We start from the raw sequence: 26725 nt of genomic DNA, 5'->3' as shown, positions 1-26725 counted from the left end.
GCGGGGGAGCGCCCCTATCTCTATCGCACACGATATGATCGCCAACGATATACAGGAGCCCACCATGTCCGTTTCCCCCGTCTACACCGCCCATGCCTTCGCCACCGGGGGCCGCGACGGCGCCGCCTCGATCCCGGACCGCGACCTGACCATCAAGCTCGATCCGCCGAAGGAGATGGGCGGCAAGGGCGACGGCGCGAACCCGGAACAGCTTTTCGCGGCCGGCTATTCCGCCTGCTACATCGGCGCGATGAAATTCGCCACGAGCCAGGACAAGAGCCTCGGGAAACTGCCCGCGGACACCAGGGTCGAGGCCGAGGTCGGCATCGGGCCGCGCGAGGATGGCGGCTTCGGCCTGAAGGTGCACCTCAAGGTCTCGATGCCCGGGCTGGACAAGGCCGAGGTCGAGCGGATCGCCGAGGCCGGGCACAAGATCTGCCCCTATTCCAACGCGGTGAAGGGGAACGTCGAGGTCACGACCGAGGTGGTGTGATCGGAGGACGCTCCCACGGGCCGGCGCCTGTCCGGCTTGTGCGGGGTGGAGAGGGCAGACAACCGACCTTGCCCCGGCTTGCCCGACAGACCCGACCAGAGGCAGGTGCGCACTCAAACGAAAACGGCGCGGTCTTGTCCCGCGCCGTTTCCTGTCCGTGCCGCAGGGTGGGGTTCGCCCCACCCCCCGATCTTACGCCCGAACGAGCTTCTCGTAGCTCTGGACCATGTCCTTCGCGAGCGCGCCGACCTCGAAGTTGTAATCGCCGATCTGGCCGACCGGGGTGACCTCGGCCGCCGTGCCGGTCAGCCAGCACTGCTCGAAGCTCTCCATCTCGCCGGGTTCGATATGGCGCTCGTGCACCTTGATCTGCTTTTCCTCGAGCATCCCGATCACGGTCTGCCGGGTGATGCCGTTCAGGAAGCAGTCGGGCTTCGGCGTGTGCACCTCGCCGTCCTTCACGAAGAAGATGTTGGCGCCGGTCGCCTCGGCCACGTAGCCGCGGTAATCCATGAAGAGCGCATCCGAGCAGCCCTTGTTCTCGGCCGCGTGCTTGGACATCGTGCAGATCATGTAGAGCCCCGCCGCCTTGGCATGGACCGGGATCGTCTCGGGGCTGGGGCGCTTCCACTTCGCGATGTCGAGCTTGGCGCCCTTCATCTTCGCGTCGCCGTAGTAGTTCCCCCATTCCCAGCCGGCGATCGCCAGCCGGACGGGGTTCTTCCGGGCCGAAACGCCCATGTCCTCGCCCGCGCCGCGCCAGGCCACCGCCCGGACATAGGCGTCGGTCCAGCCGTTTGCGGCGAGCATGTCGTACTTGGCCTTCTCGATTTCCTCGACCGTCCAGGGGATCTCGAAATCGAGCCATTCGGCCGACTTCTTCAGCCGCTCCGAATGCTTCACGCCCTCGAAGATCCTGCCGTTGTAGCAGCGCTCGCCCTCGAACACCGAGGAGGCGTAATGCAGCGCGTGGGTCAGCAGGTGTACATTGGCATCGCGCCAGTCCACCATCTTGCCGTCCATCCAGATCTTGCCGTCACGATCGTCGTATGCGCCGTCCATCAGCCTTTTCCTTTTCTCGGTCCTCTCGGGCCTTGCGTTTCCATTTGTTGCGTCGATTATGACCGTATCGGACATAAAGTTGCGCAGATGATGCGACTCGCTAACAAACGCCTCTTGGAATGTCAACAACACTGACTTAAGGTGAGCCCCGGGATGAGCATGACGAAACGTGGCATAGGCATGAGCGAAGTCAGCAGCGGGGACGCCCTGCTGTTCCTGACCGACGAGCAGCTGCGGCAGGGGATCGAGGCGATGTTCTTCGCCTATCGCGGCTTCACCTCGGCGCCGGACGCCATACTCGAGGGTCTGGATTACGGCCGCGCCCATCACCGGGCGCTGCATTTCATCGCCCGGGTGCCGGGCATGAACGTGAAGCGGCTTCTGGAAATCCTGGGCGTGACCAAGCAATCCCTCAACCGCGTGCTGCGCACGCTGATCGAGGACGGGCTGGTCGAAAGCCGGGTCGGCACCGCCGACAAGCGCGAACGGCACCTCTACCTGACCGAGACCGGGGCCGCGCTGGAAAGCCGGCTGTCGGACGCGCAGCGCCGCCAGATGCGGGCGGCCTACCGGCAGGCGGGCCCGGACGCGGTGGCCGGGTTCCGGCAGGTTCTGGAAGCGATGATGGAGCCGCGGATGCGTTCGACCTACGGGTCCCTCCGCGACGGGGGCGCATGACCGACCCGGTGCCGCACCTCCTGATCGTGGACGACGACGAGCGGATCCGGGACCTGCTCGCCAAGTTCCTGAAGCGCAACGGGTTCCTCGTGACCGCGGCCCGTGACGCGGAGCAGGCCCGGCGTCTGCTGGGGGGCCTCGAGTTCGACATGATCGTGCTCGACGTGATGATGCCGGGCGAGGACGGGATCAGCCTGACCCGATCGTTGCGCGAACGGCTCCAGACGCCGATCCTGCTGCTGACCGCCAAGGGCGAGACGCGCGACCGGATCAACGGGCTCGAGGCCGGGGCGGACGATTACCTGTCGAAACCCTTCGAGCCGCGCGAGCTGCTGCTCAGGATCAACGCCATCCTGCGGCGCATGCCCGAGGCGCATCCCGACCATTCGGTGCCGAAGGTCCTGCACCTCGGGTCCATCCGCTACGACATCGACAAGGGCGAGATGTGGCGCGGCGACAGCCCGGTGCGGCTGACCGCCACCGAAAGCCAGCTGATGCGGATCTTCTCGGCGCACCCGGGCGAGGCGCTGTCGCGGATGCGGCTGGTCGAGGACCTCGGCCGGTCCTCGGGGCGCGACGGCGGGCAGGCGCAGGAGCGGGCGGTGGACGTGCAGATCACCCGGCTGCGGCGGAAGATCGAGGAGGACCCGAAGCAGCCGCGCTATCTCCAGACCGTGCGCGGCGCGGGCTACATGCTGGCGCCGGATTGATCCGGCGCCCCGGGTGGGGGCTCTGCCCCCACACCCCCGGAGTATTTTCGGAAAGATGAAGAGGGACGCTCAGCCGAACGGGTTCTTCGCCTGGCGCGCCTTGCCGCGCTGCAGGCCGAGGTAGCGTTCGCGCAGGATGATGACGATCCCGGCCGCGATGACAATGGCCGCCCCGATCAGGGTCTGCACGCCCGGCACCTCGTCGAACCAGAAATACCCGATCAGCACGGCGAAGATCATCGAGGCGTAATCGAAGGGCGCCACCAGCGAGGCATCGGCGAAACGGTAGGACGAGGTCAGGAAGATCTGCCCCAGCCCGCCGAGCAGCCCGCAGGAGATCAGGTAGACCCATTGCATCCCCTGCGGCATGTCCCATCCGAAGGGCAGCGTCAGAAGCGCCAGGACCGAGGCCGTCAGCGAGAAGAAGAAGACGATGGCCGAGGTCTGCTCGACCTGCACCATGTTGCGGATGTGGACCTGCGCAAGCGCGCCACAGGTCGCCCCGAAGAGCGCCAGCGCCACGCCGAGCAGCTGCGCCGTCTCGACCGCGTCCGCCGCGCCCATGGTGATCGAGGGCTCCATCACCACGAGCACGCCGAAAAGGCCGAGCCCCACGGCCCCGAAGCGGAAGAGGCCGACCTTCTCGTGCAGGAACATCGCCGCGAAGACCACGACGAGGAGCGGCATGGCATAGCCGAGCGCCGTGGCCTCGGGCAGCGGGAGGAGCACGATCGCGGCGAAGTTGGTGAGCATCGCCAATGTCCCGAGCGCGCCCCTGAGGGCGTGGGCGGTGACCGAGCGCACCTTCAGCGCCTGGCCGAGGTCCCCGCGGATCATCACCCAGACCAGGATCACCGGGATTGCGAAGAAGGAGCGGAAGAACACCGCCTCGCCCGAGGGGACGTCGGCGGCCTTGATCAGGGAAATCATGACGATGAAGCACATCACCGCCGCGAGCTTCAGGGTAATTCCGCGCAGCGGGTACATCTTCGGTCCGGGTCGTGGGAAAGTCGGCGCGATGCTGACCGCCCGGCAGGGAAAGGTCAATCGGGTGCCGCGCCCCTGCCGTGAAGGGATGCAGTTTCGCACCGTCCGCGGGCCGGGCCGCGGAAACGAATAGGCCGATCCTCAGGAAGGATCGGCCGATGTGATAGAAAGAAACGTTTTGGGTCCACGTCGCGCCGAATTATGTCCGGAGCCATCTTTCTTTTAACACATTTTTAACACTTTGGTCAATCTTGACCGAATGGTCGGCTATCGGAGCCTTGACTACGAAGCAAAACTTTTCGTGATCTGCGGTGATTTCGCACGCATAGGACGCAAGGGAAGGCCACGTCAAACGCAGGGCGCGAACGCCGCCGCGATCCGCCGACTCACCGGAACAGCTTGTCGATGTAGGACAGGGAGAACACGACTCGGGGGTCCTCCTGCGCCGTCATCGCGTTCACCCCGAAGGCGCCGATGGCGTTGGTGGCGTAGAGCCCGGCCTCGAACGGGGCGCGGCCCAGTCGGGCCTTGGCGCCGACGGCCCAGATGCCGTCGCCGCTGTCACGCACCGTGTATTCGCCGAAGACGTTGGTGTAGCGCCCGACCGCGTAGCTGGCCCCCAGGCCGAGGCCGAACTCCTCGTTGCTGCCGTAGAACACGGCCTCGGGCACCACGCGCAGCGCCAGCTTGTCCGTCACCTCGCGCATGACCGGCATCGCGACGTAGAACGCGCCGTTGTCGTCCAGATCGCGCCCGAGCGAGGTGATCGCCGCGAGCGAGACCGGCCAGCCGTCCATCTGGTCGAGGAACTGGAGCTTGAAGCGCCCGGTCCAGCGATCCTCGGCGCTGGTCAGTTTCGACGACGCGCCGGAGCCGTCGTCGGCGATGCTCTCGTAGCTCATCCGCAGTTCGACATTGTGGTCGATCGCCATGGCGAAGAACGCGCCATGGGCGTCCTGCATGCCGTAGAACCCGTTCAGCTCGACCGTGCCGCGGTCGCGGGTGCGGGCGCCGGGCAGCGTGAAGCCGTCCCCGGCGAGGATGCGTTGCCGCGGCGTCCGCATCTGGCCCGGCGCACGCCCGTAGGGCCGCTTCTGCAGCGCGCCGGGGCCGAAGGTGTGCACGAGCCGCGCGCCGAGCAGGACGATGTCGCCATTCGGCATGAAGTTCAGCACGCCCGTCGCCGGCGTCGCGCCGATGCCGTTCGTTGCATAGAGATCGACCGCCGTGTTCGGCGCGACCGCGTAGCGCCCGCCGAGCGTCAGGACGGGACGCCGCGCGTAGCTGCCGTCGGACAGGATGGTGTTGGCCCCGGTCAGCGGCTGGGTCACGGTGCCGTAGACCAGCGTGCGCGGGGTGGGCTTCCAGGACAGGCCCGCGCCGATGCTGGCGACGGTGCCGTAGAAGGGATTGCCCTCGCGGCTGTCGGGATAGACCGAGATGCCGGGCGTCAGATGCGCCTGGAGCCTGGGCGTGATGTTGTAGGACAGCGGCAGATGCGCCGAGCCGATGAACAGGTACTCGGTCGAGGTGCTGCCGTAGATGGTCGAGGCGAAGCGCATCCATTCGGCAGAGACCTGTGCCGCGACCGAGAGCGCGCCGTCGTCGTAGAACCGGTACTTGGCATGGACGCCGGCGCCCGTCATCTCGATCGGCGGGGTCGTGCCCGCGATCGGGAAGGGCGGCGGGTCGACGAAGGTCTGGATGTCGGCCCCGATCTCGAGCCCCTGGAAGGGCGAGAAGGCGACATCGACGAAATAGACCTGGTTCGAGGTGCCGGGCGTTTCGATCGACGGGTTCGTCTGGTGGAAGCCGAGCGCGAAACGCGCCACCCCGGGCCACATCGTGTTCGCGGTGATGAAATTCTCGTACTCGCTCGGCTGCAGCTCGATGGCCGAGGAGGCGTCCTGTGCCAGCGCCGTGCCGCCCGGCACGATCAGCAGCGCCGCCAGCAGCGCGCGCACCCTTCCGGCTGGTCCCGCGTTCTCTCGCGTCATGATGCGCCTCCGTTGCCCGTCACAGGCGCACATTCCCCGAGGGCCCCGGTCACGGCAAGGGGCCGGACGCAGATTCCGGCCCCCGAGGTCGATATTCCGGCGCGATACGTGCCGGCGCGCAACGCCGGCCCGGGTTTTCGGGATCACTCCGCGGCGTTACGACGCGGCAGCACCCAGTCGGGACGCGGGAAGTGGCAGGTATAGCCGTTCGGGATCCGCTCGAGGTAATCCTGGTGCTCCGGCTCTGCCTCCCAGAAATCGCCGACAGGCTCCACCTCGGTCACCACCGGCCCCGGCCAGATGCCGGAGGCGTTCACGTCGGCGATCGTGTCGAGCGCGACCTGCCGCTGGTCCTCGTCCACGTAGTAGATGGCCGAGCGGTAGGACATGCCGATGTCGTTGCCCTGCCGGTTGACCGTGGTCGGGTCGTGGATCTGGAAGAAGAACTCCAGCAGCCTGCGGTACGAGATCGTCTCGGGGTCGTAGATGATCTCGATCCCCTCGGCATGTGTCCCGTGGTTGCGGTATGTGGCGTTCTTCACGTCGCCGCCGGTATAGCCGACGCGCGTGGATTTCACCCCGGGCAGCTTGCGGATCAGGTCCTGCATGCCCCAGAAGCAGCCGCCTGCCAGAACGGCGCGGTTCTCGCTCATCTCACGTCCTCCACCTGGTCGATGTACTCTCCGTAGCCCTCGGCCTCCATGTCGTCGCGATGCACGAAGCGGAGCGAGGCGGAGTTGATGCAATAGCGTAGCCCGCCCCGGTCCCGCGGCCCGTCCGGGAAGACGTGGCCGAGGTGGCTGTCGCCGTGCCTGGAGCGGACCTCGGTCCGGACCATGCCATGCGTCTCGTCGCGGAGCTCGGCGACATGGGCGGGCTCGATCGGCTTGGTGAAGCTCGGCCAGCCGCAGCCGGATTCGTACTTGTCGCCCGAGGCGAAGAGCGGCTCGCCCGAGACGATGTCGACGTAGATCCCCGGCTCCTTGTTGTTGAGGTATTCCCCCGTGCCCGGCCGTTCGGTGCCGCTTTCCTGCGTCACCCAGAACTGCTCCGGCGAAAGCGCGGCAATCGCCGCCTCGTCCTTGCGATACTTGTCCATCGGACCCTCCGTGGCTGTCGTGCTTAATGTGGCCATGCGGGGCGGAAAGAAAAGGGGGGGGTGCGGAGGTCGAGCATGTCGCCCGGTCCGGAACAAGGCCGAAGGCCGCCGGACAGGCGCCGGCCCGTCCCCGCGGGCTGGCGCTTCGCTGACGTGGGCGCATCGTGTCGGCGCGGCAGCTACCAGGGCTGGCATAAAGCGAGAGGCTCGAGCGTTCGGCCGCGCCACCCCACGGGCCGGCGCTCGTCCGGCTTTCGCCTGTTGGTGGGTACGCGCCCCCGCGGCCCCCGGACGCCTGGCGCGGGGCTCACACCCGCTCGACCTCCGCGTCGACCTCGGGCAGCTGCGCGCGGTTCTCGGCACCGGCGCGCGCCGCGGCGACGAGGCCGCGGAAGATGGCCCGCTGGCGACGCGCGTAGAACAGGTGCTCCGGGTGCCACTGGACGCCGATCGCGAAGGGGTCGCGCAGCCGCTCGACCGCCTGGATCATCCCGCCCTCGTCCCGCGCCGCGACGCGGAGGCCGGACCCGAGCCGCCGGACCGCCTGGGAATGCAGGGCGTTGACCTTCATCACCTCGGTCCCGGCGAGCCCTGCCAGACGCGTGCCCTCGACCACGTTGACCGTTTTCCTGGGCAGGATCGTGCGGTACTTCCGGCTGTCGGTGAAGGTGGCATAGGCGTCCTGGTCCAGATCGCCGCCAAGCGCCACGTTCAGCATCTGGCTGCCCCGGCAGATGCCCAGCACCGGCTTGCCCTGCGCCATGCTCTCCTCGACCAGCCGCCGCTCCATCCGGTCGCGGTCGGGATCGAGCCGCGATTCCGCCCTCAGCTGACCGCCGTAGAGGGTGGGAGAGATGTCGTCCCCGCCCCCGATCACGATGCCGTCCACCCCGTCGATGTCCGACCGGCGGCCGGCGCCCCAGCGGACGGCCCGGCCCCCCGCGAGCCAGATGTTCAGCGCGACGAGCGGAAAGATGCGCCAGCCCGACCGGTTCGAGGTGGTCACCCCGATGAGCGGCCGCCTCACGCCGCCTTCCGATCCGCGGTCAGGCCCGCGCTGGCAAGGATCGTCCCGCAGCGTTCCGCCCAGCCCGACCGGCTGAGCGTGATGAGCCCGTGTTCGTCGAGCCACCCGTCCGCCAGCCGGTCGAGCAGCCCGCAGTCGACGGCCACCCGTTCGACGAGGCACCAGCGATCCCATTCCGTGGAGAGGCTCCAGTCGGGTTCGTCGATGCGGCAGTCGGGCAGTCGGAAATGGAAGGCCGGGCGCGCCTTCAGCGCCTTCGCCTGGCCGGTCGCCTTCTCGACCGCCGCCGAGTCGAGGAAGGCAAAGAGCGGCAGCATGTCGAGCCCGTGGTTCCGGTCGGCCATCCGCTTGAGGTAGATCTCCATCACCTCGCGCGGCGCCGCCTCCGGACCGGCCTTGGCCAGCGCCTTGACGCCCGAGGTGGGATAGGGAGCGGTCCACGGCAGGACCCGCCGGCTGCGGTCGATCGGCATCGCCTTGCGCAGCCAGTCCTCGATCAGGGCATAGGCCAGAAGCGGGCGGGTGATCCCGGCCGCGTCCTCGCCCGCGATCTCGACGTTTAGATGCACGCCGAAGCCGTAGAGCATCCCCCGCCCCGATCCCTCGGCCCCCGCATCGCGCAGCACGTCGCAGGCGCTCGCAAGCTGGGTGAGCCCGTCGCGGTCGAGCGGCTCCGTCACCAGTTCCACGGGGATGATGTCGCGTCCGAGCCGCAGCCCGGCCTCGCGCAGGGCGGCGTGTTCGGATTTCCGCCACGCGGCGTCGAGGTAGACCTCGATGTCACCGATCACGCTGCCCTCGACCAGCCAGTCGTGGCTGTCGGTGCGCCGGGCACGGCCCTTGAGCGCCTCGGCCAGCAGATGCGCCGCGTCGCCTTCGCCGAGGCCGGCAAACTCGACCTCGACGCCGGTGCGGCGCGCATCGCCCTCGGCGTTCACGGCCACGGGCAGGTTCTGGAAAGTCACGGCGTTCATGCAGGACGAACGCCGGGCGGGTCGGGCGGTTCCGCGCCTAGCCCGCGACGCCGGTCTCGGCGGCGATCTGGGCGCGCGACTTCCGGGCCCGTTCGGTCGCCGATTTGAGCTGTCCGCAGGCCGCCATGATGTCCTCGCCCCGCGGGGTGCGGATCGGCGAGGCATAGCCCGCCTTGTGCACGATGTCGGCGAAGGCCTGGATCCGGTCCCAGTCCGACCGCTCGTAGGGTGCGCCGGGCCATTCGTTGAAGGGGATCAGGTTGATCTTCGCGGGGATGCCCGAGATCAGCTTCACCAGCCGCCGGGCATCCGCGTCGCTGTCGTTCACGCCCTTCAGCATGACATATTCGAAGGTGATCCGCTCGGAATTCGACAGCCGGGGGTATTCCCGCAGCGCGGTCAGCAGCGTCTCGATGTTCCAGCGCTTGTTGATCGGAACGAGCTTGTTGCGCACCTCGTCCGTCGTGGCGTGGAACGACACCGCCAGCAGGCAGCCGATCTCCTCGGCCGCGCGGGCGATCTCGGGCACCACGCCCGAGGTCGACAGCGTGATCCGGCGGCGCGACAGCGCGATCCCCTCGCCATCCATCGCGATCTTCATCGCGTCGCGGACGCCCTCGAAATTGTAGAGCGGTTCGCCCATGCCCATGAGCACGATATTCGACAGAAGCCGCTCCTCGCGCTTCGGCTCGCCCGGTTTCGGCCATTCGCCCAGATCGTCGCGCGCCAGCATGATCTGGCCGACGATCTCTCCGGGCGTCAGGTTGCGCACCAGCTTCTGGGTGCCGGTATGGCAGAAGGAACAGGTCAGCGTGCAGCCCACCTGGGACGAGATGCAGAGCGTCCCGCGGTCGGCCTCGGGGATATAGACCACCTCGACCTCGTGCCCGCCGGCGATGCGGACGAGGTACTTACGTGTCCCGTCGGCCGAGACCTGTTTCGACACCACCTCGGGCAGCTCGATCACGAAGCGCTCCGAGAGCATCCGGCGGAAATCCTTGCTGAGGTTCGTCATCGCGTCGAAGTCGCGCACACCCCAGTGGTAGACCCATTGCCAGACCTGGTTCAGCCGCATCTTGATCTGCTTTTCGGGCGTCCCCGCCTCGAGCAGCGCGGCCGTCATCCCGTCGCGGGTCATGCCGACGAGGTTCAGGCGGCCGTCACCCTCCGGCAGTTTCCGGGGGATGGTCATCACGTCCTGCGTGATCGGGGCCTGGTGCGACGGCTGGGGCGCGGATTCGGTCATCTGCGAAACTCCTGGGGAAGTCGGGTCCTATATGGGATTTCCCCCGAAAAAGAAACAGGGATCGCGCCGTGGCCGGTGCGATCCCCCTTGAATGTCCCAAGCTCGAAGGGCGCTCAGCCCTTGCAGCGCGACTCGGCCTCTTCCACCGCGGCGGTGAAGCCCAGCAGCGAGAAGGTGTCCTTCGTCGCCGTGCCCCGGCCCGAGACGCCGGTGATGACCGCGCTCGACCCGCGCTTCAGGGCGGTGAGGATCTTCGTGTCCTCGGCGGGCGATGCCGCCCAGGCCCATTCACCTTCGGTGAAGAGTTCGAATTCCGTGCCGTCGATGTTCAGGTTCACGGTCGAGCGGTCCGCGAAGGGATAGCCGCCGGTGAAGGTGACCTGGCCCGCGACGTCGGCCCCGGGGCGGTAGAAGGCCATGAACAGGATCGACGAACGCCGGACCGAGACCACGCGGCCGTCCTTGGTGTTCACCGTTTCCTTCGGCGCCGAGACGGCCCAGCATTCCTTGGGGTCGTCCTCCACGAAAACGCTCCAGTCCGTCTTCGCGGCGACCTGATTCTCGCTCGCGTCCTGCGCTTGGGCAACGCCTGTTCCGGCGTATGCCATGAGCATCGCCGCCACACCGGCCACCAGTGTTCTCATTGTCCAGCCTCCAAGCCGTACCGTGCCTCTTCCGCCGGCCGCCGGCGCCATTTGCAGGGCGCTCATGGTGCGTGCCGACCATTCCAATCTCGATGCGGCTAGACTAGCGTATCTCTGCCCCCCGGCGAAAGGCCGGTCGGCGAAAAGTCGCTAAGATTTGAGGTAATGAAAGAATGACCCAGCCGGTGCCCATGGTGGATGTCATCCGCGGAGACATGGTCGAGAGCCGTCATGCAGGCCACGCGGTGATCTGCGACGCCTCCGGCGGGATCGTGAGAAGCTGGGGCGACCCGGATCTGGCGATCTACCCGCGCTCTTCCTGCAAGATGATCCAGGCCCTGCCCCTGATCGAGAGCGGCGCGGCGGATGCCGCGGGGCTCGGGCCGCGGCAGCTCGCGCTCTCCTGCGCCTCGCACAACGGCGCGGCGATCCACACCCGGCCGGTGACCGAATGGCTGAATGCGCTCGGGCTGGGCGAGGACGACCTGCGCTGCGGCCCGCAGGAGCCCGCCGACATCCCCGCGCGCGACGCGCTGATCCGCGCGGGCGACAGCCCCTGCCAGGTACACAACAACTGCTCGGGCAAGCATTCCGGCTTCCTGACGCTCAACCGCCACCTCGGTGCGGGCAGCGAATACCACGAGCCCGACCATCCGGTGCAGCGCGCGGTGCTCGAGGCCTTCGAGGCGGTCACCGACGAGACGAGCCCCGGCTACGGGATCGACGGCTGCTCGGCCCCCAACTTCGCCTGTTCCGTGCACGGTCTGGCCCGCGCCATGGCCCGCTTCGCGGCTGCGCGCAGTGGCCAGGGCACGCGCGAGGACGCCATGGTCCGGCTGCGCGAGGCGATGGTGGCCCATCCCGAGCTCGTCGCCGGGGAAGGCCGGGCTTGCACCTCGCTGATGCGGGCGATGAACGGGGTCGCGGTCAAGACCGGGGCCGAGGCGGTCTTCGTCGCCATCCTGCCGGACCAGGGGCTGGGCGTCGCGGTGAAGATCGTCGACGGCACCACCCGGGGCGCCGAGACGGCGGTGGCGGCGATCCTGTCGGGGCTGGGCGTGCTCGATCCGCAGCATCCGGCGGCGCGGGCCCTGCTCGAGACCCCGATCGCCAGCCGCCGCGGCATTCCCGCCGGCAGGATCCAGCCCACCGAAGCGCTGCTGACCGGCTGGTCCTAGCCGGTCCGCCCCGGCCCCCTTTGCCTGCCGGCCTCTTCGGGGCTAGCGTCGGAGGTGCCGGGACGGGGGCCATATATTCCCCGAGACAAGGCCGCATACCACCGGCCCGACCCCGTTGCGGCGGTGCGGGCGGAGACCTCCGTCCGCACCCGCTTTCCTCCGGATCATTGCGTGGCGCGGGCGCCGAGCCGGAGCCCGGCCCGCCTCAGACCCGCGCGCCCGTCGCGTGCACCAGGGTTGCGCCCGTCTCGATCCAGGCGCCGCGGATCGCGGTGAACCTGTCGCGATGCGCCTCCACCGGCCGCAGCGGCAGCGCGGCTTCGCCGGCGCCGGTCAGCGCCTCGGCCATCGCCTTGCCGAAGAGCGTGCCCGGCCCGATGCCGCGGCCGGAATAGCCGAAGGCGGCATAGCCCGCAGGCCCGAGCCGCAGGATCCGGGGCAGGTGGTCGCCGGTCATCGCGATCCGGCCGGACCATGCGTGTTCGAACGGCACCTCGCGCAGCGCCGGGAACAGCGCCGCCAGCTTCCGCCGCGCCCATCCGATGTGGATGTCCCGCCCCGCGCCGTCGAGCGCGCCGAAGGCACCCAGGATGACACGCCCTGCCCGGTCGCGCCGGACCGAGGTCATCACGAGGCCGGTGTCCCAGCAGCCCTCGCCGCCCGGCAGGATGCCGGCGGCCTCCGGCCCCAGGGGCGGCGTGGCGGCCTGGAAGAAGTTCACGCCGACGACCGGTGGCACGCCCGGACCGTCGAGCGGCCGGTGGTAGGCGTTGGTGGCCAGGATCAGCGCGCCGGCCCGGATCGTGCCGCCCGGGGTGCGGATGCGCCAGGCGCCGTCCTCGTGGACGACCCCGGAGGCGGGGGTGCGTTCGTGGATCCGCGCGCCCGCCGCGATCGCGGCCCGGGCGAGGCCGCGGACATAGCCGAGCGGCTGGATCGTCCCGGCACGGCCGTCGAGCAGCGCGCCGCGGTAGACGCCGCTGCCCAGCCTTTGGCGCGTCTCCTCCGCGTCCAGCAGGCGCACGGGCGCGCCCTGTGCCGACAGCTGCCGGTGCCGGTCGGCGATATCGCGCAGGCCCGCGGCATTGTGGGCGAGGTGCAGGGTGCCGTTCTGGACCGGCTCGCAGGACATCTGGTGCCGCGCGATCAGGTCGAAGACCAGCGCGGGCGCGGCGGCGAGCTTGCCCGAGAAGGCCTCGGCCTGGTCCTTCAGGATCTCCGCGATGGTCTCGGGCGGGGTCCAGAGCCCGGCATTCACCAGACCTACGTTGCGGCCCGAACCGCCATGGCCCACCGTTTCGGCCTCGATCAGGATCACCCGCGCGCCGGCCTGCGCCGCGTGCAGGGCGGCGGAGCATCCGGTGAAGCCGCCGCCGATCACGCAGAGATCGGCCTGCGTGTCCGCGCCGAGGGGATCGGTCTCGATCCGCTCGGCCGCGCTGTCGGTCCAGAGATTTCCCAACCCTGTCATGCGGCGATCCAATCACGTTTCAAGGATATGCGCGAGCTCCCATATCGCTTTCCCGGGCGCCGTCAATCGCCCTAGGCTGGCCGGGCCCGAAGGAGGACCGGCCCGATGATGAACCCCGACAAGCTGCGGCTGTCGCCGCCCGACCCCGCGCAGTACACGCCCCGCCAGAAAGAGGTGCACGACGTCATCCTCGCCTCGCCCCGCGGCCGGGTGGTGGGCCCGCTGGCGCTGTGGCTGAACCGGCCGGAGCTCGCCAATGCCGCGACGGCGCTCGGCACCTACCTGCGCTACGAGAATTCCCTCGGCCCGCGCCTGTCCGAGCTGGCGATCATCACCACGGCCCGGTGCTGGGATGCCGAGTTCGAGTGGTTCGCGCACAAGCCGCTGGCGATCAAGGCCGGGCTCGACCCCGCGGTGGCCGAAGCCATCCGCGACCGCAGGGATCCCGCCTTCACCGATGCGGAGGAGGAGGCCGTCTACCGCTTCGCCCACGAGGCCTTCACCAGCCCGCGCAAGCAGGTGTCCGATGCGACCTACCGCAGGACGCTCGAGGTGCTCGGGCAGGACCGGCTCGTCGATCTGGTGGCGCTGATCGGGTATTACAGCTTTGTCTCGGTGACCCTGAACAGCTTCAACGTGATGCCGGAGGACGGCGAGCCGCTGGAGCTGCAGGATTGAGTATGCCGCGCTGAGCCCGGATCCGCGAGGGCCGGGGCGAAGCCCGGCCCGCACCTGACCCCGGAGGTCATCGCGTCACTTGCCGCGTGCCCGCAGGCACCGCCTGCGACCCGCGGGTCCCCGTGTCAGCCGACCACGCTCTCGGCGCGGGCGGCGTATTCCTCGACCCACTTGGTGAGCGCGGCATCCGCCATGTTCCGGTCGCGCGACTCGACGGCGCGGCGGATGTCGTTCAGCAGCGCGGCCATCTCGATCTCGGAGAGGTGTTCCTCCTGCGCGCGGAGGATCTTGGGATGCGGCGTCGTCAGCATGTCGGAGCCGATCAGCAGTTCTTCGTGCAGCTTCTCGCCGGGCCGCAGTCCGGTGAACTCGATGGCGATGTCGCCCTTGGGGTTGCCGGCATCCTTCACGGCGTATCCCGCGCCCTCGATCATCTGGCGGGCGACCTGCACGATCGGCACCGGCTCGCCCATGTCGAGCACGAAGACATCGCCGCCGCGGGCAAAGCTGTCGGCCAGAAGGACGAGGCGCACGGCCTCGGAGACGGTCATGAAGTAGCGGGTCACCTTCGGATCGGTCACGGTCACCGGACCGCCGCGGGCGATCTGTTCCTCGAACAGGGGAATGACCGATCCGGACGACCCGATCACGTTGCCGAAGCGGACCATCGAATAGCGCGTCCGCTTCGAGCGGGTGGCGAGGTCCTGCACGATCTGTTCCGCAAGCCGCTTGGTCGAGCCCATGATCGACGAGGGCCGCACGGCCTTGTCGGACGAGATCAGCACGAAGCGCTCCACCCCGGCCTCGCCCGCCGCGTCGGCCACGATCTTGGTGCCCAGCACGTTGTTGCGCAGCCCCTCGATCGCGTTGGTCTGGACCATCGGCAGATGCTTGTAGGCCGCGGCGTGGAGCACGACGTCGATGCGGTGGTCCTGCATGACCGACGTGATCAGGGAGCGTTCGCAGATCGAGCCGAGGATCGGCACGACCTCGATCCCGCTCTCCATCTCTCCGAGTTCGCGTTCGACGTTGTAGAGCGCGAGTTCGCTGTGATCGAGGATGACGAGCCGCGCGGGGCGGCAGTCGATCAGCTGGCGGCAGAGCTCCGACCCGATGGAGCCGCCGGCGCCGGTCACGAGGATGTTCTTGCCGGCATAGGTGTCGCTGACGCCGGGCAGTTCCTCTTCCAGCCGGTTGCGGCCCAGCACGGCCTGGATGTCGACGTTGAGCGGCTTCCGGTCATGGCCCGGGTCGGCGACCATCTCGGCGAAGGAGGGCAGCGATTGCACCTCGCAGCCGATGTCGCGCAGGCGTCGCGTGATCCGCGCCTGCACCGCGCGGCCGGCCGAGGGCATGGCGAGGATGACGCGGTCGACGTCGTTGCGCTGGACGAGGTCCTTGATGTGGACCGGCGAATGCACCCGCAGCCCGGCGACCGTCAGGCTCTGAAGGCGCGGGTTGTCGTCCACGAAGGCCACCGGCACCACGGCGTCATCGGTCGAGAGCGCGGCGGCCAGCTGGCGGCCGGTCTGGCCGGCCCCGTAGATCAGCAGGCGCTTGCGGTCGCGCCGGTGGACGTAGATCCATTTCACCGCGCGCAGCATCAGAAGGCGCGTGCTGACCGACAGGATCAGGAAGAGCATCGTCAGGATGGCGATTTCCAGCAGCGACATCTTCGCGCCGGGCAGCAGGCTGCCGAGCGAACAGGTCGCGCCGATCGCAATGGCCAGGAGGGCGGTGTCGACGATGCCGTTCGCCTCGTAGGCCAGCAGCTTGATCCGGTCGAGCCCGAGGTAGCTGGTCAGGACGAGCGTGGTGGTGACGGAGAGGATCGCGAATTTCGGATCGACGACGAACCCGCTCGATCCGTTGGCCCCGCCCGGCACGAGCAGACCCGCGAGGAACAATGAGGAGAGGACCAGAAAGGTGTCCAGACAAAGCAGAATGGCCCGTTTCTGGGAAGGGCGCAGGTTGACCGCCCAGTCGTAAATCATCTTGTCGTCTCCGACGCCGTCGGCGCTCGTCTTCCGGACCCGGACCGGCACCCGATTTCCCCCGGGGTGCCCGTGTCATCATGCAGCCCCGTCCGACCCTCAGGCCAGACATATCACGTCAGATTTGCTGCATAATGGTAAGCACGACAAGATTTTCTTTCTGCATGCGCGAAGGAATGGGCGATTTCCCGCGATTGTGGTCACAAACCAACGACTTTCGTGTCGTTCACCGCCCCATGACAGTCCGGACCATGAGTTTCAGGTCGTAACACACGGAGCGGTTCCGGCGGTAGATCAGGTCGAGCCGCGCCTTGGCCGGCACGCAGCGGCGGATGTAGACCGCCTCGCTCTGCGCCGCCGTATGGCAGCCGTCGAGCAGCGCGGCCTCGCGCCGGTGATAGACCAGCGTCGCAAGGCCGGTCAGCCCGGGGCGCGCGCGCAGGACCTCGCCGTAGAGGGCGGGAAACATCTCGACATAGCGGCGCAGGGGCGGGCGCGGGCCGACGAAGCTGATGTCGCCGCGCAGGATGTTCCAGAGCTGGGGGATCTCGTCCAGCCGGTAGCGCCGCAGCACCCGGCCCGTGGGCGTGATCCGGGCGGTCTTGTAGCCGCCCGAGGCCGCGCCGTCGTCGGGCTCGTTCGTCATGGTGCGGAACTTGACCAGCATGAAGGCCTCGTCCGGCGATTTCATCCGCTCGGAGAGGAAGAAGATCGGCCGGCCGTCGCGGATCAGGATGACCAGCGCGATCACCATGACCACCGGCCAGAGCAGGCAGGTCAGCAGCAAGACGATCAGCAGGTCGAGGGCACGCTTGCCCGGCGTCATCGGCATGCCCCGGGGGAAACCGCACGGTGGCGGATCGGCTGGTTCCTGCTTTGCGTCATGATGGTCACACAGATTGATCCAAAGTCGGGCTTTCACCCCGGCCATCTTTGTCTATCATCGCGCAGTGCGATTAATAAAGGTCACCGAAAGGTCCTGGGGGACAGTGTCAGTACCATGAAGACGAGACTGGTTCGAACCGCTCTCACCCTCGCCGCGTGCGGGATTCTCGCGGCGTGCTCTATTCCCCGCGGGGCTGCTTTGCAGAGCGAAATCACGATGGCGGCGCATAATGACAAGCCGACCTATTCCGTGGTCGAGGTCAGCCGCGCCTCCATTCCGATGATCTCGCGCTGGCCGACGACGGGGCTCGAGGAAGGATTCCACTGGCCCTCCGGCAGCCGCGGTCCCAAGTCGAGCGTGATTCGCGCAGGCGACGTCGTGAACCTCGCGGTCTGGGATTCGCAGGAAAACTCGCTGCTCACCGCCCCCGGGCAGAAGGTGGTCCAGATGGAGGGCCTCGTCGTCTCCAGCTCGGGCACGATCTTCGTGCCCTATGTCGACGAGGTGCCGATCGCCGGGAACACGCCCGACCAGGCGCGCCGGCTGATCCAGGACCGACTGGTGGCGATCCTTCCCGACGCGCAGGTGCAGCTCGGCTTCGCGGCCGGGTCGGACAATTCCATCGACCTCGTCAGCGGCGTGGCCCGGCCCGGCACCTATCCGCTGCCGAACCGCGACTACCGCATCCTCAGCGCGATCTCCCAGGGCGGCGGCATCTCGCCCGGGCTGCGCAACCCCTCGGTCCGCCTGACCCGCGGCGGGTCCAGCTTCCGGATCCCCGCGAAGGAACTTCTGTCGAACCCGGCCCGGAACGTCGTCATGCGTGGCGGCGACCAGGTGGTCGTGCAGGAGGACGAACGGTACTTCACCGCGCTCGGCGCCTCGGGGAAAGAGCAGATCCTGCCCTTCGAGCGCTCCAGCATCACCGCGCTCGAAGCGGTCTCGATGATGGGCGGGATCGACGACGTGCGGGCGGATCCGAAGGGTATCCTGATCCTGCGCGAATACCCGATGAGCGCCGTGCGCCGCGACGCCTCCGGCCCGGACCTGCCCTACGTGGTCTTCGTGATCGACATGACCACCGCCGACGGGCTCTTCGCCGCGCGGAACTTCCAGATCAATCCCAAGGACACGGTGCTGGCCACCGAAAGCCCGGTGACCGCGGCGCAGACCGTGATCAACCTGATCGGCCGGCTGTTCTACGTCAGCACACAGGTCGGTGCAATCTGACGCGCTTCGCTTCTCTCCGGCGGGAAAGCCCCTAGGCTCCCGCCGGAACAGGAGGAGCACGACATGACCAAACGTGACCGCATCGCGATCGAGCCGCCACGCCCCGACTGGCTGGCCCGGGTGGAGGAGGAGATCCTCGAGCCCGAGCTGCCGATCATCGACCCGCACCATCATCTCTGGGACAGGCTCGGCACCTATCTCACGGACGAGATCGCAGCGGATGTCGGCTCGGGCCACAATGTCGTCGCGACGGTCTTCGTCCAGTGCCGCTACGGCCACGCCGAGGACGGCCCCGAGGTGCTGCGCCCGGTGCGCGAGACCGGGCTGGTCATGGACGTCGTGCGCGAGGGACAGGCGCGCGGGCTGGAGACCGACCTCTGCGCCGGGATCGTCGGCTTCGCCGACCTGATGCAGGGCGCCGCCGTGGCCGAGGCCCTGGTCGCGCACGAGGCGCTGGCCGAGGGACGCTTCCGCGGCATCCGCCACATCACCGCGGACGAGCCCAGCTTCGACACCTTCCTCCCCAAGGTCGCCCCCGACGCGATGCAGACCGAGGCCTTCCGCGCCGGAGTCGCCTGTCTCGCGCCCGCCGGGCTCAGCTACGACGCCTGGCTCTACCATCCGCAGATCCCGCAGTTCACCGACCTCGCCCGCGCCTTCCCGGACACCACGATGATCCTCGACCACGTCGGCGGTCCGCTCGGCCTGGGCGCCTACCGCGGGCGGCGCGACGAGGTCTTCGCGGCGTGGAAGGCGTCGATGGCCGAGCTCGCCACCTGCCCGAACGTGAACGTGAAGCTCGGCGGGATCGGCATGGACATCACCGGCAGCACCTGGTCCGAGCAGGAGATGCCGCCGGGCTCCGAGACGCTGGCCGAGGACTTCCGCCCCTGGGTCGAGACCACGATCGAGCTCTTCGGCCCCGATCGCTGCATGTTCGAGAGCAATTTCCCCGTGGACAAGGCATCCTATTCCTACCCCGTGCTCTGGAACGCCTTCAAACGCCTCGCCTCGGGGGCGAGCGCGGAGGAGAAGCGGATGCTCTTCCACGACACGGCGAAACGGGTCTACCGCCTCTGACGGATCTTCGCGCTCAATTGGAGACGTTAGGCCTCCGCTAACCTCTGCCCGCTAGACCCGCCCCCGGGTGAGAAAAGGGTGGTGAGGATGAGCGGGCAGGCGAATGCCGCGCCAGTCATCATCAAGCGGAAGAAGGTCGTCGCCGGCGGCGGGCACCATGGCGGTGCGTGGAAGGTCGCCATTCATACTTCCTTTGGTCGGAGGACGCTTTGCGCCCGTTTCACATCCCGTCCCCCCATCGGGACGGATCAGACGTCGTTCTGACCAATGCGGTGCGGGGCTCATCGCCCCGCATGCCGCGCCATCGCTCCGGATGCCCGTCCAACATCGCCGCAACTTGCTAACGACTCCCTAAGGCACACAGCTCCGATCTGTCCGATTTGAAACAAACACATCGTCACGCGCGCTTTTCGACCTGGCTTCCGCCTTGGGTCACGATCGTCTGCCGGCGTCCGGCCTGATCGTAGGTCTCCAGCGAACGACGCAGTCGCCGCAACGTGCCGAGACGGGAGGCGACGGACCTGATCCCGCGAAGGGTATTGTCCATAAGCTCCTGGTTTCTCTCGGCCTTTCCGCGCAGCGTGGTCAGTTCATCACCTCCGAGAGGCCTCTCCGTCAGCCGGTCGATCAGCCCTTCCTTTTCGGCGAGGATGTCCGAGAGCAGCTCAAGGCGCCCCTGGAGAAGGGCAAGCCGCTCCCGTTCCAGCAAGGCATCGAGTGCGTCGAATATCCTGGTCGTTTCATCCGTCATGGTCTTTCTCCTTCAATGCTTCGAAAATTGTTTCCGCCAATCCGATTCCGCCCGCGGCAACCATGGCCCGCGCCTGTTCGCGGACGAGGAACGAGGCGAACTGGGTCTCTCCGGCGCCGCCTCCGAATGGCCCGTCGCGCGGCGCGCCGACGCCCGCCGCGACGAGCATTTCGGCCAAGAACGCGGTTTCGAGCTCTTCCGCGGCGCGGCGGAGCGCGGCGCGCGGAGGCGATGCGGCTGACAGGCTTTCGATCGGCATGGTCTCTCCAATTGACCGGATTTTTCAGACCATGCGCCGGGAGCGGTAAAGGTCGGGTAACCGGATTCGGGGAATATCGTCGCAACCACGGAAGAACTCCGGAGAGCTGGATGAACCTCCCTCCCTTTCTCACCGCAGACAGCGCGCCGCCGCGTCCCTTCGTGAGGGCCGCAGACCCGAGGGGCGATTTCTCGGCGACCTACCTTGCCGCCGCAGGAGACAGGCGCGGGGCCAACGGCGATGCCTATGAACGGCCCGCATCCCGGCATTCGCCGGGTGCGGATACGGGAGGGCCATCCGGGCCTGGAAACAGCGACGGGGACGGCGAGATACCTGATGTAGCGGCTGTCGAGACGGAGGGCGCGGAGCGGGTCATGCCAGATGAGTGGGCCGCAGAGCGGGTCGGCATGTCTGACCAGGAGGCTCCTGCCACCGCGCAGGCTTTGGAGGCCTTCGCTCCGGACATCGAAGATGGGGCTTTCGGGCCCCGGTCCAAGTTGCGTACGGCGAGCTCCGGTCTCAGGGGAGGCCAGGGCGATGCGGCCGTGGCTGGCCTTGTCTCCGCGTGGGAGGTTCTGCCTGACGGGACCGCTCGCCGGAACGTCACGCGGACGTTGTCGGTTCCGGGCGAAGGGCCTCAGATCTTCCGCCCCCAGGGAAGCGGTGCCCAGACATCGCGCGCGGAGGAAGAGAAGAGCGCGATGGCGCGCGCAGACGGAAGACCGATGCGAGGGAGTGTCGGACAGCAGAGCCGGGCAGACCTTCTCGGCGCCAGCGGGCAGGAGGCGGTTCGCGCTGCGCCGACCGCCGCGTCTGATCATGGACAAGGCCCTGGCGCGCGTGTCTTCGCGGGGGGGATCGACGTCGGAGGTCATCCAGGCCGGAGGCGATTCGCCGCGCCCCCGGACACGTCCGCGGCGAGGTTGACCCCGCTGGCCCATGGGCCCAACAGCGGGGCCTTGCAGCCAGCGAGACCGGCTGCCGGCACGGAGATGAGTCTCGAGACGGGCAGACATGAGCCGTCAACGGATGGGCCGCGGCACGCTGCATCCGCCAGCTCATCTGCCAGGATCGCCAGCGAGGCGGCATCCACTTCGCCGCACGCCGGGGTCGCAAGGTCTTCGCTTCCGGGCGACGCGCCGGCGGCCACCGCGTCTGGCAATGAGTCAGGCCCTTTGCGAGGGGCCCAGCCTGCAGGGCCTGCGCGCACCATGACCGAGGCGGGGCCATCGCAGGATGTCTCCGGAACCGACACCACGGGCCATCAGCATCGGTCGCAGTCGACCACAGCGCCGGAAACGACGACGCGCGCTCAACATGAGAGCGCGCCCGGTCGCTCGGCGCCGTTATCCCGGGACGAGGCGCGCCTGGAAAGACAGCGCGTCCCCGGGACGCTGCCGGCAGAGTGGCAAGTGGGAGCGGAGGAGAGCCGTCAGAGGGTCAGAGCAGACAGCCGCAATCGGGCGAGCGACGCTCGCGAGGCGGGAGCGGCCGGGCGCGGGGCGCTACCGGTCGGGCATGCCCTCCCCGGACAGGGGCCGGAACGAATCGACCCGGGCCTGCAGAGGGAGCGCCTGGCTGAACCCGGTGCGCCGCGCCCTGCGGACGGGCCCGGCCGGGACGCCTTCGTCCGGCCGGAAGCCCTGCCCCGGCAGAGCGGGACGTCCCGGCCATCGGCCCCGCAGCCGGCATTCGCATCGGCGGGCGGACTGATGACGGAAGCGTTCAAGCCCGACCCCGCCACCACGCGGACGGCGGGCACGGACCTGCCTGACGAGACGATCCTCGCAGCGCGTCTCGACGCCCCCGCGACCCCGTCGTCACGGGCCGAGGTGCCGCCGCCGAACCTTCCGGCGCCGGTCCACGACCAGATCGCGCGGGCGGCCCGGAGCCTCGGCGAAGGGCAGCTGGAGATCAGGCTTTCGCCAGAGGAGCTCGGGCAGGTGCGCATGACACTGCGCCCGCGCGAGGACGGCATCGCACTGCTGCTCACCGCGGACCGGCCCGAGACGCTGGACCTGATGCGGCGCCATGCGGGCGATCTGGTCCGCGCCCTCAATGCCGCCGGTTATGACAGCGTGGACCTGACCTTCACCGGCGGACAGGCGCGCTCCGGCGATCCGCGGGCGGAGACCATGTTCGGCGCGGAAACCAACGACCCGGAGGGGACCGCGCCGGTGGCCCCCGCCGTGCCCGGCTCGCCAAAGGTGGCGGCGGGCGGCCTCGACCTCAGGCTCTAGAACGGAGACGCCATGGACAGCTCACAGATCGGCAGCGCGCTGGCCGGTGGCCCCCCGGCCACCGCGGCAGCAAAGGGACCGGCGGTCTCGTCGGATTTCGAGACCTTCCTCCGGATGCTCGCGACCCAGCTGCAGAACCAGGACCCGCTGAACCCGGTGGAGTCGTCAGATTACGCCGTGCAGCTCGCGACCTTCTCCTCGGTCGAGCAGCAGGTGCTTACCAACGAGCTTCTGCGCGGGCTGGCGGCACGGCAGACCGTCACGGGGATGGGCGGCATGGCCGGCTGGATCGGGCTCGAGGCGCGCAGCGCGGCACCCGTCCGTTTCGACGGTGCGACCCCGGTGGAGCTTGCGCCGAACCCGCTGGTCGCGGCCGACAAGGCCGTGCTCCTCGTCCGGGCGCCCGGGGGCGCGACGCTGGCCGAGATCCCGATCCCGGTCTCGGCAGAGCCCTATTTCTGGGATGGCCGCGATGCGGAGGGCAAGCGCCTGCCGCCGGGCCGCTACGGCTTCGCGCTCGAAAACTACCAGAACGGCGAGCTGCTGGCGACCGACCCGCTCGAGACCTATGCCCGCGTCACCGAGGCCCGCAACGAGAACGGAGAGATCATGGTGGTGCTGGATGGCGAGACGCTGATCCCGAGCGCCGAGGTGACCGCCCTGCGCGATCCCGGCACCCCACTGCAGTGAGCGGTGCCGGCGCTGGCGCCATCGCTTCGTGACCTCGGCCTTGCCAGCGCGGGGGCCATCGCCTACCCCGGCCGTCATCAGGTGAGCACGGCGAGGCGCGGCGTTGCAGGAGACGGGACAGGCCGGAAGGGACGACGCGGCCCCCGCGGGGCTCTGCGAGCAGGTCACCGCGCTTGGTCACGCGGAGCCCGGCACGCAGTGGACCCCGTTCCACGGCGGCCGCAGCAACCGCGCCTGGCGGGTCGCGGCGGCCCAGGGCGACGTGGTCGTGAAGCTCTATGCGACCGGGCGGGAGAACCCCCTGTTTCCGAACGATCCGGCCGCGGAACGCGCCTGTCTCGCGCGGCTCGCCGGGACCGGTATCGCGCCAGAACCATTGGCCTCAGGCACCGTGCCGGAGGGCGCGTGGCTGATCTACCGGCACGTGGCGGGCGGAGAATGGACCTCGGGCGCCGCCTCGGTGGCGCGGCGGCTCTCGCTCCTGCACGAGACGCCCCCGCCCCCGGGTCTGCGGCCGCGCCCGGGCGGATCGCAGGCGCTTGCGGCAGAGACGCTGCGCCTTCTCGCGCAATGCCCGGACACGGCGGAAAAGGCCCGCGTCGCCGCGGCCCGACCGACCGGCGCGGAGGTGCCGCCCGCGGACGGCGCGGCCTTCCTGCATGGCGACCCGGTGCCCGGCAACCTGATCGTCACCGGGGACGGGCTCGTGCTGATCGACTGGCAATGCCCTGCCCTCGGCGACCCGGCCGAGGACCTCGGGATTTTCCTGTCCCCGGCGATGCAGATGCTCTATCGCGGCACCCCGCTGACGGAGGCGGAGGAGGCGGCGTTCCTCGCCGCCGCGGACCCGCCGGCCGCCGCGCGCTACCGCAGCCTGGCGCCGTGGTTTCACTGGCGGATGGCAGCCTATTGCCTCTGGCGCGGGGCGGCCTCCTGCCCGGCCGAGGGCGCGGCGATGGCGGCGGAACTCGCCGCGCTGGCGCGTTACTGAAAGGCCAGGACCGCCAGCGCCCCGAAGGCGCCGCCGACGCCCAGCCCGAGCAGACCCCAGCCCATCCAGGCGCGTGACCGGCGATGGTCGTCCGCCGCATCCTCGTTCATCTGCTGGACCAGCGCGCGTTCCACCAGAACCGGCAGGCGGGGGCCGAAGCGGGCAACCACGAGCGCGGTCTTCTTCAGGTCCCGCGCCAGGGCCCGCGGGCCGAGGTTCTGGCGGATGTAATCCTCGACCACCGGGCGGGCGACGCGCCAGATGTTGATGTTCGGGTCGAGCGAGCGGGCCACGCCCTCGACCACGACCATCGTCCGCTGCAAAAGGATCAGCTCGGTCCGCGTCTCCATCCCGAAGCGTTCGGTCACCTCGAAGAGGTAGGACAGCAGCCGGCCCATGGAGATCCGGGTGGCATCCATGCCGAAGATCGGCTCACCGACGGCGCGCAGGGCGCGGGCGAATTCGTCGACGTCACGGTCGGGCGGGACGTAACCGGCCTCGAAATGCACCTCGGCGACGCGCTGGTAATCGCGCCTGATGAAGCCATAGAGGATCTCGGCATAGACCCGGCGGGTGTATTCGTCGATATGGCCCATGATCCCGAAATCATAGGCGATGATGTCCCCGTCCGCCGCGACCTTCAGGTTCCCCTGATGCATGTCGGCGTGGAAGAACCCGTCGCGCAGCGCATGGCTGAGGAACAGCTGCAGCACGCGCTGACCGAGCTCCACCCGGTCGTGACCCGCCGCGTCGAGCGCGGCGTTGTCGCCCATCGAGACGCCCTCGGCCCAGCCCAGCGTCATGACCCGCCGGGCGCTCTGCTGCCACTTCACCTCGGGCAGGCGGAAGCCCGCGTCGCTTGCGGTGTTCGCGGCGAATTCGCTGGCGCTGGCGGCCTCCAGCCGCAGGTCCAGCTCGCCGCGGACGACGCCGTCGAAATGCTTCACCACCTCGGACGGCCGCAGCCGGCGCGAGAAGGGCGCGAGGGTCTCGATGAAGGCGGCGGCGAAGTAGAAGGCATCGACATCCTTGCGGAAGGCGCGCTCGATCCCGGGCCGGAGGATCTTCACCGCGACCTCCTCGCCGGTCTCGGCGAGGCGCGCCTTGTGGACCTGCGCGATCGAGGCGGCCGCGACCGGTTCGGAGAATTCCGAGAAGAGCGCCGGCAGAGGCAGGCCCAGCTCGCTCTCGACGGCGCGGCGCGCCTCGGCCAGCGGGAAGGGCGGCAGCTTGTCCTGCAGCACGCGGAGCTGGAGCGCCAGTTCGTCGCCGACAAGGTCGGGCCGGGTCGACAGCACCTGGCCGAACTTGATGTAGGCCGGGCCGAGCGCCGTCAGCGCGCGGGGCACCGGCGGCATCGCCGGATCGCCCTTCAGGCCCAGCCATTGCAGCGGCCAGCCGATGACGCGAGCGGCCATGCGCAGGAGCGGCGGCGCCTCGTAGGCGTCGAGAAGCACCTTCATCGCGCCCGAGCGTTCGAAGGTCGCGCCGGTCCGGGCCAGCCGCAGGATGTTGTGGGGTCCGCGCATGTCCTAGAGCTTCCACCCGGAATGCAGGCAGGCGATGCCGAGCGAGAGGTTGCGGTACTTCGCCTGCTCGAAGCCCGCGGCGCGCACCATGCCGAGGAAGGTCTCCTGGTCGGGGAAGCGGCGGATGGATTCGACGAGGTACTGGTAGCTGTCGCGGTCGTTCGCGATCAGCTGGCCCATGGCCGGGATCAGGTTGAAGGAATAGCGGTCATAGGCCCATTGCAGCCCGGGCGTCGGGATCTGCGAGAACTCGAGCACCATGAGGCGGCCGCCGGGTTTCAGCACCCGGTAGGCCTCGGCCAGCGCGTCCTGCGGGCGGGTCACGTTCCTTATGCCGAAGCTGATCGTGTAGACGTCGAAGCTCGCATCCGGGAAGGGCAGCTTCATCGCGTCGCCGGTGATCCAGTCGAGGCTGTCGGCCATCTTCTCGGCCTCGGCGCGCTTGCGGCCCTCGACCAGCATCGGTTCGGTCAGGTCGAGCACGGTCGCGTGGCCATGACCCGCGCGCTTGAGGAACCGGAACGAGATGTCGCCGGTCCCGCCCGCCACGTCCAGCAGGCGCTGGCCGGGCCGCGGCGCCAGCCAGTCCATCATCGCGTCCTTCCAGAGCCGGTGGATCCCGAGGCTCATCACGTCGTTCATCACGTCGTATTTCGACGCGACCGAACCGAAGACGCCCCTGACGCGGGTGGCCTTCTGCTCCTCGGGGATTTCCTGGAATCCGAAATGGGTGGTTTTCTCGTCCATCGCCCTTGCGCTTTCCCTCTGCTCCCCCTTCTTATAGGGCGCTCCCGCCGCGCTGCAATGCGGCGCTCCGGCCCATGCCCTGAC

General features: G+C 68.8%; 26 protein-coding genes and 1 pseudogene. 11 read left to right on the top strand and 16 right to left on the bottom strand.

Translation table 11 applies throughout. The annotated features are described in order from the left end of the window. Positions 1–64 precede the first annotated feature (64 nt). Positions 65–493: an organic hydroperoxide resistance protein gene (locus tag Q344_RS0112695; protein ID WP_028287048.1), complete on the top strand. Its 429-nt coding sequence runs from the start codon at positions 65–67 to the stop codon at positions 491–493. 192 nt (positions 494–685) lie between these two features. Here the strand turns inward: Q344_RS0112695 and Q344_RS0112690 are convergent, their stop codons facing one another. After that, on the bottom strand, positions 686–1555 hold the full coding sequence (locus Q344_RS0112690; RefSeq protein WP_028287047.1) for a branched-chain amino acid aminotransferase: 870 nt from the start codon (positions 1553–1555) through the stop codon (positions 686–688). Between the two features lie 180 nt (positions 1556–1735). Between Q344_RS0112690 and Q344_RS0112685 the strand changes: the two genes are divergently transcribed. Both Q344_RS0112685 and Q344_RS0112680 read left to right on the top strand, forming a co-directional pair. Further along, a complete protein-coding gene (locus Q344_RS0112685) occupies positions 1736–2233 on the top strand; it encodes a MarR family winged helix-turn-helix transcriptional regulator (RefSeq protein WP_028287046.1) in 498 nt (165 codons plus the stop codon). After that, positions 2230–2943, top strand: a complete 714-nt coding sequence (locus Q344_RS0112680) for a response regulator (protein WP_028287045.1) — start codon at positions 2230–2232, stop codon at positions 2941–2943. Before Q344_RS0112685 ends, Q344_RS0112680 begins: the two co-directional genes overlap by 4 nt. Before the next feature lie 69 nt (positions 2944–3012). Here Q344_RS0112680 and Q344_RS0112675 read toward each other — a convergent pair whose 3' ends face one another. The 8 genes from Q344_RS0112675 to Q344_RS0112640 all read right to left on the bottom strand — a co-directional run bounded on the left by Q344_RS0112675 (position 3013) and on the right by Q344_RS0112640 (position 10917). Then, entirely contained in the window at positions 3013–3930 is a 918-nt protein-coding gene (locus Q344_RS0112675) for a DMT family transporter (protein WP_028287044.1), read from the bottom strand. 386 nt (positions 3931–4316) lie between these two features. Beyond that, on the bottom strand, positions 4317–5927 hold the full coding sequence (locus Q344_RS0112670; RefSeq protein WP_156954699.1) for a hypothetical protein: 1611 nt from the start codon (positions 5925–5927) through the stop codon (positions 4317–4319). Positions 5928–6070: 143 nt separating this feature from the next. Continuing rightward, positions 6071–6580 carry a peptide-methionine (S)-S-oxide reductase MsrA gene (gene msrA, locus Q344_RS0112665; RefSeq protein ID WP_028287042.1) on the bottom strand — a complete coding sequence of 170 codons (510 nt, stop codon included), beginning with the start codon at positions 6578–6580 and terminating at the stop codon, positions 6071–6073. Beyond that, the gene (msrB, locus tag Q344_RS0112660; RefSeq protein ID WP_028287041.1) at positions 6577–7026 is read right to left on the bottom strand and encodes a peptide-methionine (R)-S-oxide reductase MsrB; all 450 of its coding nucleotides are present in this window, start codon (positions 7024–7026) and stop codon (positions 6577–6579) included. The genes msrA and msrB overlap by 4 nt, the downstream gene beginning before the upstream one ends. A 307-nt stretch (positions 7027–7333) precedes the next feature. Then, the gene (locus Q344_RS0112655) at positions 7334–8053 is read right to left on the bottom strand and encodes a gamma-glutamyl-gamma-aminobutyrate hydrolase family protein (protein ID WP_028287040.1); all 720 of its coding nucleotides are present in this window, start codon (positions 8051–8053) and stop codon (positions 7334–7336) included. Continuing rightward, entirely contained in the window at positions 8050–9027 is a 978-nt protein-coding gene (locus Q344_RS0112650; RefSeq protein WP_028287039.1) for an amidoligase family protein, read from the bottom strand. The genes Q344_RS0112655 and Q344_RS0112650 overlap by 4 nt, the downstream gene beginning before the upstream one ends. A gap of 37 nt (positions 9028–9064) precedes the next feature. Continuing rightward, positions 9065–10273, bottom strand: a complete 1209-nt coding sequence (gene rlmN / locus Q344_RS0112645) for a dual-specificity RNA methyltransferase RlmN (protein ID WP_028287038.1) — start codon at positions 10271–10273, stop codon at positions 9065–9067. A 113-nt stretch (positions 10274–10386) separates the two neighbouring features. Then, positions 10387–10917, bottom strand: coding sequence for an invasion associated locus B family protein (locus Q344_RS0112640; RefSeq protein WP_028287037.1), 531 nt, complete (start codon positions 10915–10917; stop codon positions 10387–10389). A gap of 173 nt (positions 10918–11090) precedes the next feature. Here Q344_RS0112640 and Q344_RS0112635 point away from each other — a divergent pair, with 173 nt between their 5' ends. Further along, on the top strand, positions 11091–12095 hold the full coding sequence (locus Q344_RS0112635) for an asparaginase (RefSeq protein WP_028287036.1): 1005 nt from the start codon (positions 11091–11093) through the stop codon (positions 12093–12095). A 205-nt stretch (positions 12096–12300) separates the two neighbouring features. Here Q344_RS0112635 and Q344_RS0112630 read toward each other — a convergent pair whose 3' ends face one another. Next, positions 12301–13566: an NAD(P)/FAD-dependent oxidoreductase gene (locus tag Q344_RS0112630; protein WP_028287035.1), complete on the bottom strand. Its 1266-nt coding sequence runs from the start codon at positions 13564–13566 to the stop codon at positions 12301–12303. A gap of 105 nt (positions 13567–13671) precedes the next feature. Here Q344_RS0112630 and Q344_RS0112625 point away from each other — a divergent pair, with 105 nt between their 5' ends. After that, entirely contained in the window at positions 13672–14244 is a 573-nt protein-coding gene (locus tag Q344_RS0112625; protein WP_036539188.1) for a carboxymuconolactone decarboxylase family protein, read from the top strand. Positions 14245–14369: 125 nt separating this feature from the next. Here Q344_RS0112625 and Q344_RS0112620 read toward each other — a convergent pair whose 3' ends face one another. After that, entirely contained in the window at positions 14370–16238 is a 1869-nt protein-coding gene (locus Q344_RS0112620; RefSeq protein WP_028287033.1) for a polysaccharide biosynthesis protein, read from the bottom strand. A 226-nt stretch (positions 16239–16464) separates the two neighbouring features. Continuing rightward, entirely contained in the window at positions 16465–17064 is a 600-nt protein-coding gene (locus tag Q344_RS0112615; RefSeq protein ID WP_028287032.1) for a sugar transferase, read from the bottom strand. Positions 17065–17322: 258 nt separating this feature from the next. Here Q344_RS0112615 and Q344_RS0112610 point away from each other — a divergent pair, with 258 nt between their 5' ends. From Q344_RS0112610 to Q344_RS26585, 3 genes and pseudogenes are all read left to right on the top strand, one after another. Beyond that, on the top strand, positions 17323–18354 hold the full coding sequence (locus Q344_RS0112610; protein WP_229669207.1) for a polysaccharide biosynthesis/export family protein: 1032 nt from the start codon (positions 17323–17325) through the stop codon (positions 18352–18354). A gap of 63 nt (positions 18355–18417) precedes the next feature. Continuing rightward, a complete protein-coding gene (locus Q344_RS0112605) occupies positions 18418–19434 on the top strand; it encodes an amidohydrolase family protein (protein ID WP_028287030.1) in 1017 nt (338 codons plus the stop codon). Between the two features lie 87 nt (positions 19435–19521). Continuing rightward, positions 19522–19614: pseudogene (locus Q344_RS26585) on the top strand (chemotaxis protein MotB); the annotation flags it as partial. Positions 19615–19831: 217 nt separating this feature from the next. On the opposite strand, the gene Q344_RS0112595 reads toward Q344_RS26585, so the two are convergent. Then, positions 19832–20185, bottom strand: coding sequence for a hypothetical protein (locus tag Q344_RS0112595; RefSeq protein ID WP_028287029.1), 354 nt, complete (start codon positions 20183–20185; stop codon positions 19832–19834). Beyond that, entirely contained in the window at positions 20175–20444 is a 270-nt protein-coding gene (locus tag Q344_RS25555) for a rod-binding protein (protein WP_084178464.1), read from the bottom strand. Before Q344_RS25555 ends, Q344_RS0112595 begins: the two co-directional genes overlap by 11 nt. Before the next feature lie 1712 nt (positions 20445–22156). On the opposite strand from Q344_RS25555, the gene Q344_RS26365 reads away from it, so the two are divergent. From Q344_RS26365 to Q344_RS23895, 3 genes are all read left to right on the top strand, one after another. After that, entirely contained in the window at positions 22157–22684 is a 528-nt protein-coding gene (locus tag Q344_RS26365) for a flagellar hook-length control protein FliK (RefSeq protein WP_028287027.1), read from the top strand. Positions 22685–22696: 12 nt separating this feature from the next. Beyond that, positions 22697–23374, top strand: coding sequence for a flagellar hook capping FlgD N-terminal domain-containing protein (locus tag Q344_RS0112580; RefSeq protein ID WP_028287026.1), 678 nt, complete (start codon positions 22697–22699; stop codon positions 23372–23374). 103 nt (positions 23375–23477) lie between these two features. Continuing rightward, positions 23478–24365, top strand: a complete 888-nt coding sequence (locus Q344_RS23895; RefSeq protein WP_084178398.1) for an aminoglycoside phosphotransferase family protein — start codon at positions 23478–23480, stop codon at positions 24363–24365. Here the strand turns inward: Q344_RS23895 and ubiB are convergent. Then, positions 24359–25894, bottom strand: a complete 1536-nt coding sequence (gene ubiB, locus Q344_RS0112570) for a 2-polyprenylphenol 6-hydroxylase (RefSeq protein ID WP_028287025.1) — start codon at positions 25892–25894, stop codon at positions 24359–24361. The genes Q344_RS23895 and ubiB overlap by 7 nt on opposite strands. 3 nt (positions 25895–25897) lie before the next feature. Next, positions 25898–26641, bottom strand: coding sequence for a bifunctional demethylmenaquinone methyltransferase/2-methoxy-6-polyprenyl-1,4-benzoquinol methylase UbiE (gene ubiE, locus Q344_RS0112565; protein ID WP_028287024.1), 744 nt, complete (start codon positions 26639–26641; stop codon positions 25898–25900). Positions 26642–26725 lie beyond the last annotated feature (84 nt).

It is taken from the genome of Pseudooceanicola nanhaiensis DSM 18065 (assembly GCF_000688295.1).
GTDB lineage: Bacteria > Pseudomonadota > Alphaproteobacteria > Rhodobacterales > Rhodobacteraceae > Pseudooceanicola > Pseudooceanicola nanhaiensis.
The sequence above is the reverse complement of the archived record's forward strand: the minus strand, read 5'-3'. Positions and strand labels throughout refer to the sequence as shown.